A 16,211-nucleotide genomic window follows, 5' to 3' on the forward strand; every position below is an offset into this window, starting at 1 on the left:
CGTGGGATTTAATTGAAAAAATTATCAAAGGTCTATATGGCTCTTGTTTTATTGTTCCTGTATATACCGATTTTTGTGCTTATTGTGTTTTCGTTTAACGTAACAAAAAGCCGTTCGGTGTTTTCGGGATTTACATTTGATTGGTACATAAAGCTGTTTCATAACGGACTTATAATGAAATCGCTTTTAAATACAGTAATAGTTGCGACAGTTGCGTCAATCGCCGCGACAATTCTCGGTACTGCGGCGGCAATCGGTATAAACAATATGAAAAAACTGCCGCGAACGATTGTTATGCAGGGTACGAACATTCCTATTATTAACCCCGAAATCGTTACGGGTGTTTCGCTTATGCTTTTGTTCGTGTTCTTTGCGGCAAGAATGAATTTTGAATTTGGCTTTGTGACGCTTATCATAGCACATATCACGTTTGACGTGCCGTATGTAATTCTGAACATAATGCCGAAATTCAGACAGATGAATCCGCATCTTTACGAGGCGGCACAGGATTTGGGGTGCAGTCCTGTTTCGGCATTTTTCAAGGTTGTTTTGCCTGAAATATTGCCGGGTGTAATTTCGGGATTTTTGATGTCGTTCACATTTTCGCTTGATGATTTTGTTATCAGTTACTTTACAAGCGGTGCAACGTCACAAACATTGCCGATTACGATTTATTCAATGACAAGACGTAAGGTAAGCCCTGAAATAAACGCACTTTCAACAATAATTTTTGTAATCGTGGTTATAGTGCTTGTTGTTAAGAATGTAATTGAGCGTAGAAATGCGGTAAAGCGAGGTGTTAAATGATGAAAAAATTTATACTTGCTTTAATTTCAATGTCGCTTTTGTTTGCAAGCGGTTGTGCGCATATTGAGGAATACGATACGGAGGAAACGGCAGATACGGAAGAAACAACGGAAGTACAGACTGTAACGGTTGATAATCCCGAATACTATACGCGGTTTAAGAATGACGGCATATCAATAAACGTGTATAACTGGGGTGAATATATTCCTGACGGAAGTGAGGAGGGCGTACTTAACTTAAACGCCGAATTTACAAAGCTTACGGGCATAACGGTAAATTACAGTACATATGCTACGAACGAGGAGCTTTACGCAAAGTTGAAGGGCGGCGGCTCGACTTATGATATTATCATTCCTTCAGATTATATGATTTCAAGAATGATAAAAGAAAATATGCTTGAACCGCTTGATAAGTCGAATATTCCGAATTTTGCAAATATAATGGATAAGTTTAAGAGCTCGGAATATGATCCCGGCTCAAAGTATTCCGTGCCGTATACATGGGGAACGGTCGGAATTATCTATGATACGACTGTTGTAGATGAGGAGGATATTGGCTGGGATATTCTTTGGGATGAAGATTATTCGGGCAGAATATTGATGTTCGATAATCCGCGTGACGCATTTGCGATTGCGGAAAATATGCTTGGATATTCGCTTAATACTGAAAACAGCGAAGAACTTGAAAAAGCGGCGGAAAAGCTGAAAGAACAGAAAAAAGTTGTTCAGGCGTATGTAATGGACGAAATATTTGATAAGATGGGTGCAGGTGAGGCAATAATAGCACCGTATTACGCAGGTGACGCTGTAACGCTTATGGACGAATATGAGGACCTTGGTTTTGTAATTCCCGACAGCGGTACAAACTTGTTTATAGATGCGGTTTGTATTCCTAAGGGCTGCAGAAATAAAGAGGCGGCGGAAATGTATATTAATTTCTTGAATGAGCCTGACGTTGCATATGCGATTGCAGATTTTATCGGATATTCAACTCCAAACCAAAAAGCATATGAAATGCTTGATGATGAAGTGAAAAATGACGGTATATCTTATCTTGATGATGATTATATCGAGGAAAAAACGACTGTTTTCTGTAATCTTTCAGATGAGGCAAATCAGAAAATGCAGACGCTTTGGACTGATATGAAGTCGTCAGAAGAACAAACACCGAATAAAGTGATAGTTCCGGCATTTATGTCAGTGTGCGTCATTGCGTCATTGATTATATTAATAAGAAGATATATTAAAAAGAAGAAAGATATGTTTTAATAAACGGCGACCGCTGGTCGCCGCTACGAGGTAGTAGTGGCGGTCATCGGCCGCCCTTTTGACTTATATATATTAATATGCTATAATTATATATAAGTTTAAATTAAGGGGATAAAAAAATGATACTTGCAATAGACATTGGAAATACAAACATAGTGGTAGGATGTTGTAAGGACAACAAAGTTTCGTTTGTGGAACGAATTTCTACAAATCACACTGCAACGGAGCTTGAATATGCTGTTTCGATAAAAACGATTTTGGAGCTTTACAACATTGATTTTTCTGAAATTGACGGTGCGATAATATCATCGGTTGTTCCTACTGTCACAATCACTATGAAAAGAGCGATAAAGAAAATTACAGGCTGTGAGGCAATGATTATCGGACCGGGTATAAAGACGGGTTTAAGCATTGTTATAGACAATCCCGCACAACTCGGCAGTGACTTGGTTGTTGACGCGGTTGCGGGAATACATGAATACGGTGCGCCGATTATAATATTTGACCTTGGCACCGCAACGACTATTTCGGTAGTCGATAAGAATAACAACTACATCGGCGGTGTTATAATGCCGGGAATGGGTATTTCGCTTAACGCAATGGTAAGCGGTACTTCGCAACTTCCGAGAATTAGCCTTGAAGAACCGAAAAAGATTATCGGCTCAAATACCGTTGACTGTATGAAAAGCGGTATATTGTACGGTACTGCGTCAAGTATGGACGGAATGATTGAGCGTATCAAGGAAGAAATCGGTGAGGCGAAAGTTGTCGCAACAGGCGGACTTGCAAATACGGTTGTTCCGCATTGTAAAAATGACATAATTCTTGATGACGAACTTTTGCTTAAAGGACTTATGATAATATATAATAAAAACATTTAATTTCAATAAATTCCCACTTGTAGAATAGCAGAATATGCACAAAATATTAACATAGTTTAATGGAAAGCGGGGAAGAAAATTTGAAGAATAATAAAGTTTTTGAAGTTCTGCAACGCGTCGGCAGGTCGTTTATGCTGCCGATTGCAATTTTGCCTGTTGCAGGACTTTTTCTGGGTATAGGAAGTTCTTTCACAAATGAAACAATGCTTAAAGCATACGGTCTTTACGGCATAATGGGACCGGGAACGATAATTCACGGCATTTTAACGGTTATGAGTGCCGCCGGAAGTATCGTTTTTGATAATTTGCCGTTGCTTTTTGCAATCGGTGTTGCAATCGGTATGGCGAAACGTGAAAAAGAAGTCGCCGCACTTGCGAGTGTTATTGCGTTTTTTATTATGCACACTGCCATAAGTGCGTTGATTTCCGTAAATTATGCCGGCGGCGATATGAGTATGGACGCAATGGAACAGGCTGTTGTGAATTTGGAGCAAAATCTCGGTCTGAGCGGTGCAACGTCAATGGTACTTGGTATATATACGCTTAATATGGGCGTGTTTGGCGGTATTATAGTCGGACTTGGTACGGCGGCACTGCACAACAGATTTTACAAAATACAACTTCCGCAAGTGCTGTCATTTTTCGGCGGTACAAGATTTGTGCCGATAATATCGGCGGTGGTGTTTTTGCTTGTCGGAATACTTATGTATTTTATTTGGCCGTATATTCAAAAAGTTATTTCAATGCTTGGAAATCTCGTACAGAATACGGGCTATATCGGTACACTGATTTACGGAATAATCGAACGTGCGTTAATACCGTTCGGACTTCATCATGTATTCTATATGCCGTTTTGGCAGACAAATGTCGGAGGCTCAATGGAGATTGCAGGTCAGACAATAAACGGTGCACAAAATATATTCTTTGCACAGCTTGCCGACCCTAACACAACGAAATTTTCCGTTGACGCAACGCGTTTTATGGCAGGTAAATTCCCGTTTATGATGTTCGGTTTGCCGGGTGCGGCACTTGCAATGTACAGATGTGCCAGAAACGAAAAGAAAAAAGTTGTCGGAGGACTTTTGCTTTCGGCGGCATTGACGGCATTTTTGACAGGTATAACAGAGCCGCTTGAATTTACATTCTTGTTCGTTGCACCGATTTTGTATGTTGTGCATTGTGTGCTTGCAGGTATCTCGTTTATGCTTATGCATATATTCGGTGTCGGAGTCGGTATGACGTTCTCGGGCGGACTTATAGATATGACTCTTTTCGGTATAATGCAAGGTAATGCAAAAACTCATTGGCTTTATATCGTGCTTGTCGGTATTGTGTATTTCTTCGTTTATTGGGGTGTATTCACGTTCCTTATAAAGAAATTTAACTTTAAAACTCCGGGTCGTGAGGCGGATAATGAGGAAACAAAGCTTTATACGCGTTCAGATGTGAATGCGAAAAAAGACGGAAAGACAGATATGACGTCTGTTTTGATTTTAAAAGGACTTGGAGGTAAAGAAAATATCGCCGATATTGACTGTTGTGCAACAAGACTTCGTATTACGGTGCATAACAGTGACGCGGTCAGCGAGGATATTTTAAAACAAAGCGGTGCGGCAGGTGTAATTAAAAAGGGTAACGGTATACAGGTTATTTACGGTCCGCGAGTAACGGTTATAAAGTCGCATTTGGAGGACTTTATGGAAAGTAAGGAAAGCGTCGATTTAAGCGGTTATGGTGTGGCGGATAATGAAATACAAACTGAAAAAGAAACTGCACCGAAAGCAGACGGAACGGAAATATTCCTTTCATCTCCGATAAGAGGAAAAGCAGTACCGCTTGAAAAGGTGGATGATGAGGTATTCTCTGCCGGAATACTCGGACAAGGTATTGCGATTGAGCCGAGCGAGGGCAAGGTTTTCGCACCGGTTGACGGTGTGGTTGAAAACATTCCGAAAAGTAAGCACGCTATCGCAATAACTGCGGATAATGATGCAAATATTTTAATTCACGTCGGTCTTGATACAGTTGAACTTGACGGTAACGGATTTGACGTAAAAGTTGCAAACGGTGCAAAAATCAAAAAAGGCGACTTGCTTATGACGTTTAATTTAAGCGGAATAAAGAAACAGGGCTATAAAATGATAACGCCTATGGTAGTTTGTAACGCAGATGAATTTGCGGAATTTAAAACCGTTGCCGACGGTGATGTGAATGTCGGTGATGATGTGATAAGAATAGTCAGATAACAAAAAGGACGGTTTTAAAACCGTCCTTTTTTGAATATCGAATATTTTGCACATTCCGAACAATTTATTGGATTCTGAATTAGTCTATCTTAACTGTCCAACCGAACTCGTCTTTTATTTTGCCCCATTGAATACCTGTAAGAGTATCATAAAGCATATGAGTAACTTCGCCGATTTCGCCGTTGTTTACAGGCATTACAAGGTCACCGTACTTAAGTTCGCCGATAGGCGAAATAACAGCGGCAGTACCTGTACCCCAAGCTTCTTCAAGCTTACCTGCTTTGAATGCCTCAACAAGTTCATCGATTGAAAGACGACGTTCTGAAACTTTGTAACCCTTTGACTGAAGAAGTTCAATAATTGACATTCTTGTAATACCGCCAAGAATTGAGCCTACAAGAGCAGGAGTAACAACTTCGCCGTCAATTTTGAAGAATACGTTCATTGAACCAACTTCTTCAACGTACTTTCTTTCAACACCGTCAAGCCATAGAGTTTGAACATAACCTTGTTCAGCGGCCTCTTCCTGACCCTTTAGAGAAATAGCATAGTTAGCGCCGGCTTTTGTGAAACCTGTACCGCCGATTACGGCACGAACATACTTCTGTTCAACGAAGATTTTAACAGGTGCGATACCTTGCGGATAATATGCTCCGACCGGTGAAAGAATAATTGCAAATGTAAGGTGCTTTGCAGGGTGAACACCAACTTGTGCGTCAGTAGCGAATATGTAAGGTCTGATGTAAAGTGAAGTACCGTCAAGTGAAGGTACCCAGTCCTTATCTACTTCTACAAGTGTTTTGATTGCCTTTATAGCAAATTCTTCATCTATCTTAGGAATGCAAAGACGATCACACGAAACGTTCATTCTTGCCATATTCTTATCAGGACGGAAAAGTTGAATTGAACCGTCAGCTGTACGATAAGCCTTCATACCTTCAAAGATTTCCTGTGCATAGTGAAGTACCATAGCGGCAGGATCAAGTTCAAACGGGCCGTAAGGGACGATTCTTGGGTTGTGCCAACCCTCTCCCTCGTCATAGTTCATAATGAACATATGGTCGGTATAATATTGACCAAAACCAAGCTTTGATTCATCAGCAGGCTTTTGTTTTGGAGTAGTTGTTTTTGTGATTGAGATTTCCATTGTAAACGCTCCTTTTATTTTTCATACATAAACAAAATTTGTTTATCACATTATATTATACCGCTTTTTTTTAGCGTTGTAAAGTAGTATAGTGTATTTTTGCGACATTTTTTATAAATAAAATTACAATATTGTACCAATATAAAAGGACAAAGTTAAAACAGCTTTGTCCTTAGAATCTTATGATAACAAATTATAAAGTCTGACGATTGTTGCAACGGCTTGTTCAACAGTATACTGACCTTGCGGATTAAATTCTTCCTCCGTAATACCTGTCATTATACCGTGTTCGTTCGCCCAAGTTACAAAGAATTTTGCCCAAGGGGAGATTAAATCGGTGTCGTTGTATGTAAGGCTTGTTTCTGTTCCGATCCACATATACATTTCCGCAACTTTACATAGCAGTGTTGCCGCCTCTTCACGCGTTATTGTGCCGTCAGGGTCGAAATGTGATTCGTCTTTACCGTTTACAATGCCGAGTGCGTAAAGTATGTTGACGGAATCGTCAGCGTCGTTACAATCGACAAAGTAATTTTTAAGATACGGCTTGTTTTGGTCTTGCATATACTTGTCAAGTGACGAGTAATTTTCTTTCACGCAAATTAGATTTGCAAGCAATATACAAAATTGTTCACGTGTAATATTTTCAGAATAGTTGCCTGTAAATTCATACGGCAAAATATTTTTGCTTGCCGCCTCTCTTGCAAAAGGCTGTGCCCAAGGTGATGACGGAAGTTTCAAAAAGTCGTTTGACGTAACGCGGTGTATTTCCTCACCGTTCACCTTTTCTTCCGCATCGCGGTACATACTGTCAAGATAAAGCAATTTTTCTGTATTTGCCTTATTTAATTTGTAGCAAACGTAATTGTTGCTTCCGTACATACCAATCTGCAAACCCGAATTAAGCATATAGCTCTTTACGCCGTCATTTGTATAGATGTTTACGGAAATACCGCGAAATGGGGTAGGGTTTATCTTTCTGTAAACAGTCATATCTTGAATTGTTGAGTAAAATTCGTTTATTTCGTCTTTTGTGAGGTCGGTATATTTGCCCTCGGCAATATCCGAAACCGTTATACGCGTTATTTCATCGGCGTTAAAAACTCCGAGTGCGTCAGAAAAAGTCATATTTTCCGGCAAATCAACCACATTATATGCGTGTGCGGTAAGCGCAAGCATAAGAAGCAGTACAGTCGGAACAATAATTTTAAATAATCGTTTAATTTTAATCACCTCCGTTTAGAAAACGCAGTAAGTGTCCATATATTCCTTCATTTTTGTAAGAATATCGCCGTATGAACCGTCTTGCTTCAGATATTCGTAAATATCCTGAACAGTAATAATAGCGTGTACGTTAATTCCGAAATCCTCCATAACTTCCATAATGGTTGTCTTTTCAGGGTTTTGACCTACTTCACATCGGTTTACGGAAATGAACATATCTTTAACTTCTACATTTGCAGCATTTTTTAGTATCGGCATAGTTTCTCTTACGGCTGTACCGGCTGTTATAACGTCCTCAATAATGATAACTTTGTCGCCGTCCTGTGGCTTGTAGCCTACAAGTGAACCGCCTTCACCGTGGTCTTTTTCTTCTTTTCTGTTGAAGAAATAAGGCTTGTCGATTTTGTATTCGTTGTAAAGTGCACCTGCGGCGGCAGTTGCAAGAGGGATACCCTTGTAAGCCGGACCGAACATACAGTCAAAATTATCACCGCAGTTTTCCTTTATAAGTGCGGCATAGAACTTGCCGAGTGTGGCAATTTGCTTGCCTGTACGGAAGTTACCTGTGTTTACGAAATAAGGTGTGTTTCTTCCGCTCTTTGTTACGAAATCGCCGAAACGAAGAACATCAGATTCCATCATAAACTCAATAAATTCTTTTTTCTTTTCTGTAAGCATAATTTTTCCTCCTAAAATTAATCTCTAAAATAAAGATTTCTCAATTTTTTCAAAGTGCGTTTTTCCATTCGCGACACCTGCATTTGAGAAATACCCATTATTTCTGAAATTTCCTTTTGACTTTTTTCGTCATAGTAACGATATTCAATAAATTTGCGTTCATCGGCGGAAAGCCGACTCATACAATATTTAATAAAATCCTTGTCCTCTATCATAAGAAAATTGCTGTCCTCAATGCCGATAAGGTTTGAGAAATTCAATTCACCGTCTGCATATGCCTCGTATTCAAGTGACTTTATAAATGATGTATCACCTACTTCGTAGACATTCTCAAGCAGTTTTTCGGGAATGTTGAGTATTCTTGCAATTTCCTCTTGCGAAATTTCGCTTGAAACACGCTTGATTTTTTCCGCTTTGTAGAATATTTCATAAAGACGTCTCGGAATACGGATAAAGTTGCCTTTATCTCTGAAATACTTGCGTATTTCGCCCATCACCGTAGGGGTTGCATATGTGGCGAATTTAACGCCTTTGTCAGGGTCAAAACGCTCAACCGCATATAAAATTCCCATACATGCGACTTGAAATATATCGTCATATTCAACACCGCGGTTGATAAATTTACGTGAAAGAATTTCGGCTATATATATGTAAGAAGAAACGATTTCGTCACGAAGGGCGATGTCGCCTGTTTCTCTGTATCGAGAAAACATTTCATATTCTGTTGTTTTAATTTCGGGTTTGACGACTGCCAATAAAAACCCTCCTTCGTGTGATTTATTTTACAAGTGCCTCGGCAACGGCGATTGAGTCATCGTGTGCCTGAGTATTTTTTTCGTCATCTTTGTAGTTGCGGCGAATAAGAATGTATAGATCGTCACAGTAAATACCGTTGTCTTTTAAAAGCCGGCTGTCTTTTAGATTTACCGCATAACCTTTGCCGTCAGCGGCTTTAACGACTTTGTCGGAAGACGAGTCTATAAAACTGTCAGTGCAGTCATAAATTTGGTCTACAACTTCTTTTTGCATTTGAGCGTCTACATTAGCTTTGTCCATAAGATAAATAAATGAACAGTCGTCCGTAAACGTTAAGTCGAGCTTTGTTTGAATAGCATAGTCGTATTCTTCGCTGCCTGCATTGTCCGCAAAAACGAGTGTGCTTAGAAGTGCTGAATTTTCGCCGTTTCCGTCAATGTCGCTTATACGTTCGGAAATTATTTCTTTAAGCTTGTTAATTTCTTCTTCGGAATAATTCATATGTCCCGCGTAAACAACATTCATATCGTATTTCGGACGTGTCGCACATTGTACAATGGTTACGGACGCAATAAGAACAGCTACAACCGTAATTATAACGTGCCATTTGTAGTAATCCCAAAAATATTCCCACCATTTTTTTGTGAACTTCGGTGGTACTTCACCGTATTTTTCTGCCATTCGGATTCCTCCTTTATGGTTGGTTTATAATTTGTGTGCTTTGACGCATACAATAACTGCGTCTAAAAAGCTATCAGTCCTATTATATCATAACTGCACTATTAAATTCAAGGCTTTTTCTTGGAAATAGAGTTTACTTTACGAAATTGAGGAAAATAATCAAAAAAGCCCTTTGAGAAAGTGGATGTCCTTTCTCAAAGGGGGGACAAATAGTCAAAACTATTTTTTGAAAAAATGAAATTCACAGCAATCTCCGCCGTAACCCAAGGTTTTGGTGCGAGTAAAGCCTATTTTTTTCAGACCGCCGTATGTAACGTTGTCAACATCGCAAAACAGACGGCACAACTCCGCACAGCCGTTTTCTACGCAAGCGGTGTGCCAAAGGCACTTTTTAATGGTAAGATTAAAGTAATTCTTGCCGTGAGTTTGTTCGCTTTCCTGTAAGTCGGTTTTACGCATAATTTTAAGAGTTATGTTGCTGTAAAGTGCATAAAATCCCGGTATCAACTCCATTTTCGCCGTAGATGAGTGCTTTTTTGCCGCAACTATATCAAGCATATATTTTCGCATATGCTTGTATACGACATCTTCCGTAAAACCGCTTTTTGACAAAACCTTGTACAGTGCAATGCGGGGGAGGATTGTGCTAATAAGCGTTTTCATCTGATTTTTTGATTTGTTTTTTGTGTTTTTGATAATTGTGTTGAGTGCTTTTTCTTGCTCATCAAATAACGCACTGCCTCTGTCTTTCCCAAATTCTTCGATTAAAAACGTTTTTATTTGCTTTTGCTGTTTTATTTTCATAGCTATAATACCTCTTTAAAATCCGATTGTTAATTTTATTGTATCATAACTGTCAAGATAACAAAAGCCGAATTTGTCAAAGCAAATTCGGCTCGGGATTAATTAAATTGATTAAAAATCGCGTAATTATCCAATATCCATACGTTATTGATTTTCTTGAAATACAAATAGTAAGTAGTGTTTTCGTCAAGAGTTATTCCGTTGCTTTCAGCCTCAAAAGTATCTTCAGACGAATATACACTGCCGTCTGTGTTGATTAAAAGTCCCTCGGGTTTAACAGATATTTTCGACTGTGATATATTTTTGATTGTTGCGTATGCGTAAAATTCTTCAGAATTTTCAAGAGGGGATTTAGTTGCATAAGCCGTCTGATTGCCCCAATCGTTTGTTTGCAACATAGTTTTTAATGTTGTAAGCGGATAATATTCTTTACTGCCGTCGTATGTTACTAAGAATTTTTCGGACTCTGTTTTGTGGTCTGCCGTTATTGAATTGATTGCTCCAAAACGTTTAATCGGCATATTTATTGTGTTTGAAATTATTTGAGCGGTTTGTTCGCGTGTGGCAGGCTGATTGATGGCATCAACTGCAATACCTTTGCTGAAACCGTATTTTTCCGCTACCGTATTGTAACCGTTCGGATAACCGCCGTTTTCGACAGCCTCTGCCATATATCCGTCTTCGCCCAACGAACATATTGCCATTTTCAAAAGCTGTATAATTGTAACATTGTTGTCCGGTCTGAAAGTGCCGTCCTCAAAACCGTTTAAAATACAGTTGGTTTCACCGCTTGATATATCGGCACTTTTCATTACGTAGTCGGCATATTTGTACGCCCAATGGCTCATTAAGAAATCAGAAAAAACTGCTTTATCTGTTGCGATGTTTTGGTATTTTGTGTCCGAATAGCCTAAAGCTGTCGCGAACATAGTTGCGGCTTGTGCACGGGTTACATTGTCCTGTGGTTTGAAAGTGCCGTCCTCAAAACCGTTGATAATTCCTAATTGCGATAATTCATCAATCGCTGATTTGTAGCTGGAATTGTCCGTGTCGGAATATGTAAGTAATGAAAGATATTCATCGTGGCTGTTGACTGCAACGAATTTAATATCATTATTCTTTGCAAATTCTTCTGCCGCCGAATTTGCATAACCGTATATAACGGCATTGTCGTTAAATGCCTTTTTTTCAATGTCAGTTACACTTTGAGGTATATATATGCGTGCGTTGACGGAGGATAGGAAAGCCATTTTGCCTATTTTCTCCAATCCGTCAGGCAAATCTATATTTTTTAAGTTTGAACAACCCGAAAAGGCGGTCATTTCAACAGACTTTGTGTTCGGAGAAAATACAACTTCGTTTAGGTTATGGTTTTCATTACAAAGGTCGTAATTAACCGCGGTCACACCGCTTGGAATTACAAGCATTCGCAATCCTGAATTTGCGAATGCTCTGTCACCAATTTCAGTTACAGTGTCGGGAATGTCGATACTTTCCAATGACTCGCAGTTTAAAAATGCCGATGCACCGATTGAAGTTAATTTTGTCGGCAATTCTATTGATGTAAGTTTGTAATCGGAATTGAATGCACCTGTCGGAATTTCTGAGATATTGTCCGAAAGGGTTATTTTTTCAAGCTCGGCACAGTTTGCAATAGAAGATTTTCCGATCTTTTTTACACTGTTCGGCAAACTGATTGATTTGATTGAAGTGCCGTAGAATGCCATATCGCTTATACTTTCAACACCGTCTTCGATTATAATGTTTGTTATTAATTCAGGACTGTTCTTTTCAAACCAAGGGAATTTGTGATTTTCAAGTTCTTGCATATATTGCTCGTTTTCTTCTGCGGTGAATTGATGTTGCGATGTTTGAAACGCATATTCACTCATTTCACCTGTGCCTGAAATAGTAATTGTGCCGTTTGTGTCAAGCTCCCATTTTAAATTGTCGCCACATTTTCCACTGTCAGCAACTGTGGATACAGTCTGATATGCCGAGTCGGAATAATTTGTATTTACATTGTCGGCAAGAGCGAATGTGTATGACATACAAGCCGATAATGCAACTAATGCCGCAATTATTTTTCTTATAGCTTTCATATTAATATGCTCCTTTTTAATTTTTGATAACATTAAGGTTATAATCGGATTTTATATAGAAATGTTTGCAATGTCAACATTTCCCGACTAAGTGGTAGCTTATTCCGGAAACTTGGTAGCAATTATTGGAAAAACAAAAAAGTCGAATTAGGATTAGTAAATTCGACTTTTGATTTGCAGTATAAGATTGTTAATTATGAAAATTCTTCATCTAAGCGCATTCTTAATGATTCAAATTGGCGATGCTCACCGTCACGCCATTCATAGACGTAGGTTATTGAGCCATCTTCGAGATAATTTGTTCGCATATAAACCAATAAAGGTGCATCTAATGAATTGTATATCATTTGCATTGCATCTTTGCGTGTTACATATGCGTTTGAATCTGATGTGTCAACGTTGTTCATTATGTTGTATTTTTCTGAATATGTCAAATATCCGTCCGGATATCCGCCTTGCATTTCTGCGTATTGAGTGTATCCGAGGGCGGATACAATTATCTTTTGTAATTCGTTATATGTGATGTTGTTTTCGGGACGAAATGTATTATCTTCATATCCAGATATAATATAGCTATCCCATGCAGTTCGTACATATTTTACAACCCAATGAGTAGGCGGTACATCGGAAAAGATTTGATCTGTGCCAACGTGGTCTATGTCGTAATTTCCCGTGGCGACAGAAACCATTTTTACTACTTCTGCTCTTGTTATGTGATCGTTAAGCCGTAAATCGTCGCTCTTTTCAACAATATGAAATTTTTCTAAATCTTCAATAACATTGTCGTCAAGCGTGCTTGCAAAAGCATTTAAGGAACTTGTTAATGTCAAAATTGACAGTGCAATAAGAAACGTTTTTTTCATCATAATCACAACCTTTTTATTATTTATTAATATACCGTACTATAAGCAAATTTTATATAGGAATATTTGTAATCTTGCTGCTATTTAGCATTTTTTATTGTAAATAATGTTTGTTTAACGGTGCCATTTCCACCTATTTCATAAATCGGCTCATTACTGCCGTCAAATGCAGTTTTGTAATCCGTTACAACGCATATTGGTGTAAATAACATACCTCCAAGCATATCCATAGCATCTCTTCGCGTAATCGCCGTCTTTTCCTTTGTTTCGTTCATTTCAATATTGCCGTTTCTGTTATCTGTTGAAGATTTGAAGAACCTATTGTAATAACCCAATGACATATATGCGTGCGGATATCCGCCATATAAATCCGCAACAGGCTTATATCCAAGCACGTTAAATATCATTGTTATTGCTTGCTTGTATGTGACGTTGTCCGCTGGACGAAATGTTCCGTCATCATAACCACTTATAAAACCTATCGAAACTGCTTTAGCAATATCATCATATGCCCAATACGACTTGTCTATATCAGAAAAATTGATTTCTGCGAGTTGTGCATCGGGATTGGCAATTACAGCCGCTCTCATTAATGCTGATGTAAATTCTGCACGTGTCATATTGTTGTCAGGTTTGAATGTTCCGTCGTCATATCCTTTCATTAGACCGAATGAATCCGCATAAGTCGATTGTCCCTCTACAACATAGTCTGAATATGTACTTGTTTCTTCTGCATTCGCTGTTGGTAGAATCATTCCGATTGTAAGAATTAATGATATAATAGTTAAAATCTGTTTTTTCATTTTAATTTCCTCCAATTTTTTTTGGTAGTGTAAAGTGTTTTTATGAGCTTCTTCAAAAAACCTAAGTGTCTATACACTTGTGATGAGTCATTGTTTTCACAATTCACTTTACACTACCTTTATATTATAGGATATTAATATCCTATAAATGATAATGTACCTTCTGCGACTGATGACAAATTATTATCTATATAAGCATATAAATGACTATTCTTAGCAATACCACTGACTGAAATTGCTTGGTCATTTGCATTAGGTTCTATTGTAATAAGTGGGCTTGTTGAAACTTCTTTAGAACATAAAGAAAATTCTACTTTTTTATTAAAGTTGGTATTAGGTTCTACTTCCATTAGTACTTTTGTATTAGAACGATTTAACATTAAATACGTAGAAAATCTTTGGCTTTTAGCAGGAACTGAAAATGTACCGCTATAAGAACCATCTTCAATACTTTTTGATGATGTAGGAATATTTGTTCCTTTAAAATAAGTAGAAGATAATATGCGTGGTGTTACAGTAGAATTGAAAATTTCAATTTTGTTGTCAGGATTTGCTGTAACTTCTATACCTTGGTATCCTGTGACTGTAGTAATTCCGTTGTCAATATCTTCTTGTGAAAGATAAAGTCTGTTCTCGCCATCAGGAGCTAAAACAGAGATTATTGCATCTTCAGGATTTTCACATGCAAACGCACTCAAGCTCATTGCTGATACTGCCATTAGAGTTGCCATTCCCATTGTAACAATTTTTCTTAGTTTCATAATAAAAACTTCCTTTCATTTTTATAACACTGAAGTATTTATGCAACAAAATAAAGCTCTTATACATGACTTGACAAATAAAGATAAATTGTTATATAATTTTATGCATAAGAGGTACTCAATTATTTTTAACTCATGCTACCCGGCAAAGAATTAAGATTATTGGTATCTCTTTATTTTATTTTGAAAATAAAATCAGTATTATATTTTTTTTAATGTTATCGTAATGTATAAATAAATTTTACATTGAATTAATTTTTCTTGTATCATGTAAAATTTTAGAATATCTCTTTGTGATAAGCTCACTAAACTGATGATATGAATAATGATTATCAACACAAATATTTATTTTAAATCTTTAATAACATTTTGTTTAGTAATAATCATAGAAAAGTTGAAAATATATTTCTGTGATTACAACTGAATTTTATATAAAATTTTTGAGAATGTCAACATTTTTCGACTAAGTGGTAGCTTAATCCGGAAACTTGGTAGCAAATATATTAATATTCCACTTCACCACTCAAAATTTTTCTAAACGATATGAATGGATTTGATTTCCCATCATAAATCATTACTACAGTTTCAACTGTTCCGTCGATTTCAACATTCTCTCTTACTTCCATAATAGGAGCATCAAGTGAATTATAAATCATTTGCATTGCGTCACCACGGGTAGCAAAAGCAGAATTGTCCAAACTCATATTTTTGCTTATTTCAAGAGCATTTGAATAAGTAATATAACCTTTCGGGTAACCACCTGCTTGTTCTGCATAAAGATTATATCCTAAAGAAGAAACTATCATTCTATGCAATTCCTGATATGTTACATACTGTTCGGGTTTAAATGTATTGTCTTCATATCCGCTTATTATGCTGTCATCAACAGCAATTTCTATATATTTTGCAGCCCAATGACTTGTAGGAACATCGTAGAAAATTTGAGTATCTGTTGTGTCATTGTCAAATACGTCATTTCCTTCCGCAATACATATCATTTTAACAGCTTCTGCTCTTGTAATATTATTATTTGGTCGTATATCTGATTTATCAGCTATAATTTTAAAGTTGTATAAATCATTAATGATATTGTCGGTCAAATCATTTGCAAGAGCTGCGGAATTTGATGTTATTGCTGTTGCAGCGATGAGTAATGTTGCTAAATTAGTCTTTGCACTCATTTTTTTGTC

Annotated in this window: 15 protein-coding genes; 4 read left to right on the forward strand and 11 right to left on the reverse strand. The window is 37.6% G+C overall.

Going from position 1 to position 16,211, the window contains the following annotated elements:
- The first annotated feature begins 36 nt into the window (after positions 1-36).
- From LKE05_RS00390 to LKE05_RS00405, 4 genes are all read left to right on the forward strand, one after another.
- Entirely contained in the window at positions 37-807 is a 771-nt protein-coding gene (locus LKE05_RS00390) for an ABC transporter permease (protein ID WP_373367864.1), read from the forward strand.
- Entirely contained in the window at positions 804-2,075 is a 1,272-nt protein-coding gene (locus LKE05_RS00395) for an ABC transporter substrate-binding protein (RefSeq protein ID WP_308455648.1), read from the forward strand. Before LKE05_RS00390 ends, LKE05_RS00395 begins: the two co-directional genes overlap by 4 nt.
- A 119-nt stretch (positions 2,076-2,194) precedes the next feature.
- Entirely contained in the window at positions 2,195-2,956 is a 762-nt protein-coding gene (locus LKE05_RS00400; protein ID WP_308455649.1) for a type III pantothenate kinase, read from the forward strand.
- Between the two features lie 131 nt (positions 2,957-3,087).
- A complete protein-coding gene (locus tag LKE05_RS00405; protein WP_308455704.1) occupies positions 3,088-5,202 on the forward strand; it encodes a PTS sugar transporter subunit IIABC in 2,115 nt (704 codons plus the stop codon).
- 79 nt (positions 5,203-5,281) lie between these two features.
- Here the strand turns inward: LKE05_RS00405 and LKE05_RS00410 are convergent, their stop codons facing one another.
- The 11 genes from LKE05_RS00410 to LKE05_RS00460 form a co-directional block, all read right to left on the reverse strand.
- Positions 5,282-6,349, reverse strand: coding sequence for a branched-chain amino acid aminotransferase (locus LKE05_RS00410; protein ID WP_147513997.1), 1,068 nt, complete (start codon positions 6,347-6,349; stop codon positions 5,282-5,284).
- Between the two features lie 180 nt (positions 6,350-6,529).
- The gene (locus LKE05_RS00415; RefSeq protein ID WP_117968263.1) at positions 6,530-7,582 is read right to left on the reverse strand and encodes an S-layer homology domain-containing protein; all 1,053 of its coding nucleotides are present in this window, start codon (positions 7,580-7,582) and stop codon (positions 6,530-6,532) included.
- Positions 7,583-7,588: 6 nt separating this feature from the next.
- On the reverse strand, positions 7,589-8,251 hold the full coding sequence (gene pyrE / locus LKE05_RS00420; protein ID WP_022229683.1) for an orotate phosphoribosyltransferase: 663 nt from the start codon (positions 8,249-8,251) through the stop codon (positions 7,589-7,591).
- Between the two features lie 17 nt (positions 8,252-8,268).
- Positions 8,269-9,006, reverse strand: coding sequence for a sigma-70 family RNA polymerase sigma factor (locus LKE05_RS00425; RefSeq protein ID WP_022229684.1), 738 nt, complete (start codon positions 9,004-9,006; stop codon positions 8,269-8,271).
- A gap of 22 nt (positions 9,007-9,028) precedes the next feature.
- A complete protein-coding gene (locus LKE05_RS00430) occupies positions 9,029-9,688 on the reverse strand; it encodes a hypothetical protein (protein ID WP_308455650.1) in 660 nt (219 codons plus the stop codon).
- A 219-nt stretch (positions 9,689-9,907) separates the two neighbouring features.
- On the reverse strand, positions 9,908-10,492 hold the full coding sequence (locus LKE05_RS00435; protein WP_308455651.1) for an L-2-amino-thiazoline-4-carboxylic acid hydrolase: 585 nt from the start codon (positions 10,490-10,492) through the stop codon (positions 9,908-9,910).
- Positions 10,493-10,590: 98 nt separating this feature from the next.
- Positions 10,591-12,594 (reverse strand): leucine-rich repeat protein, encoded by a 2,004-nt coding sequence (locus tag LKE05_RS00440; protein WP_308455652.1) that lies wholly within the window; start codon positions 12,592-12,594, stop codon positions 10,591-10,593.
- Positions 12,595-12,788: 194 nt separating this feature from the next.
- Entirely contained in the window at positions 12,789-13,457 is a 669-nt protein-coding gene (locus LKE05_RS00445) for an S-layer homology domain-containing protein (protein WP_308455653.1), read from the reverse strand.
- A gap of 80 nt (positions 13,458-13,537) precedes the next feature.
- Complete coding sequence (locus tag LKE05_RS00450; protein ID WP_308455654.1) at positions 13,538-14,260, reverse strand: S-layer homology domain-containing protein; 723 nt, start codon at positions 14,258-14,260, stop codon at positions 13,538-13,540.
- 134 nt (positions 14,261-14,394) lie between these two features.
- On the reverse strand, positions 14,395-15,021 hold the full coding sequence (locus tag LKE05_RS00455; RefSeq protein ID WP_308455655.1) for a hypothetical protein: 627 nt from the start codon (positions 15,019-15,021) through the stop codon (positions 14,395-14,397).
- 503 nt (positions 15,022-15,524) lie between these two features.
- A complete protein-coding gene (locus LKE05_RS00460) occupies positions 15,525-16,202 on the reverse strand; it encodes an S-layer homology domain-containing protein (protein ID WP_308455656.1) in 678 nt (225 codons plus the stop codon).
- Positions 16,203-16,211: the final 9 nt, after the last annotated feature.

It is taken from the genome of Hominilimicola fabiformis, from assembly GCF_020687385.1.
Taxonomy (GTDB): Bacteria; Bacillota; Clostridia; order UBA1381; family UBA1381; genus Hominilimicola; species Hominilimicola fabiformis.

Coding starts and splice junctions, on each gene's coding strand:
- LKE05_RS00445 (WP_308455653.1), bottom strand. CDS start 13,457: ATGAAAAAAACGTTTCTTATTGCACTGTCAATTTTGACATTAACAAGT.
- LKE05_RS00410 (WP_147513997.1), bottom strand. CDS start 6,349: ATGGAAATCTCAATCACAAAAACAACTACTCCAAAACAAAAGCCTGCT.
- LKE05_RS00400 (WP_308455649.1), top strand. CDS start 2,195: ATGATACTTGCAATAGACATTGGAAATACAAACATAGTGGTAGGATGT.
- LKE05_RS00450 (WP_308455654.1), bottom strand. CDS start 14,260: ATGAAAAAACAGATTTTAACTATTATATCATTAATTCTTACAATCGGA.
- pyrE (WP_022229683.1), bottom strand. CDS start 8,251: ATGCTTACAGAAAAGAAAAAAGAATTTATTGAGTTTATGATGGAATCT.
- LKE05_RS00405 (WP_308455704.1), top strand. CDS start 3,088: ATGCTGCCGATTGCAATTTTGCCTGTTGCAGGACTTTTTCTGGGTATA.
- LKE05_RS00430 (WP_308455650.1), bottom strand. CDS start 9,688: ATGGCAGAAAAATACGGTGAAGTACCACCGAAGTTCACAAAAAAATGG.
- LKE05_RS00455 (WP_308455655.1), bottom strand. CDS start 15,021: ATGAAACTAAGAAAAATTGTTACAATGGGAATGGCAACTCTAATGGCA.
- LKE05_RS00460 (WP_308455656.1), bottom strand. CDS start 16,202: ATGAGTGCAAAGACTAATTTAGCAACATTACTCATCGCTGCAACAGCA.
- LKE05_RS00390 (WP_373367864.1), top strand. CDS start 37: ATGGCTCTTGTTTTATTGTTCCTGTATATACCGATTTTTGTGCTTATT.
- LKE05_RS00440 (WP_308455652.1), bottom strand. CDS start 12,594: ATGAAAGCTATAAGAAAAATAATTGCGGCATTAGTTGCATTATCGGCT.
- LKE05_RS00395 (WP_308455648.1), top strand. CDS start 804: ATGATGAAAAAATTTATACTTGCTTTAATTTCAATGTCGCTTTTGTTT.
- LKE05_RS00435 (WP_308455651.1), bottom strand. CDS start 10,492: ATGAAAATAAAACAGCAAAAGCAAATAAAAACGTTTTTAATCGAAGAA.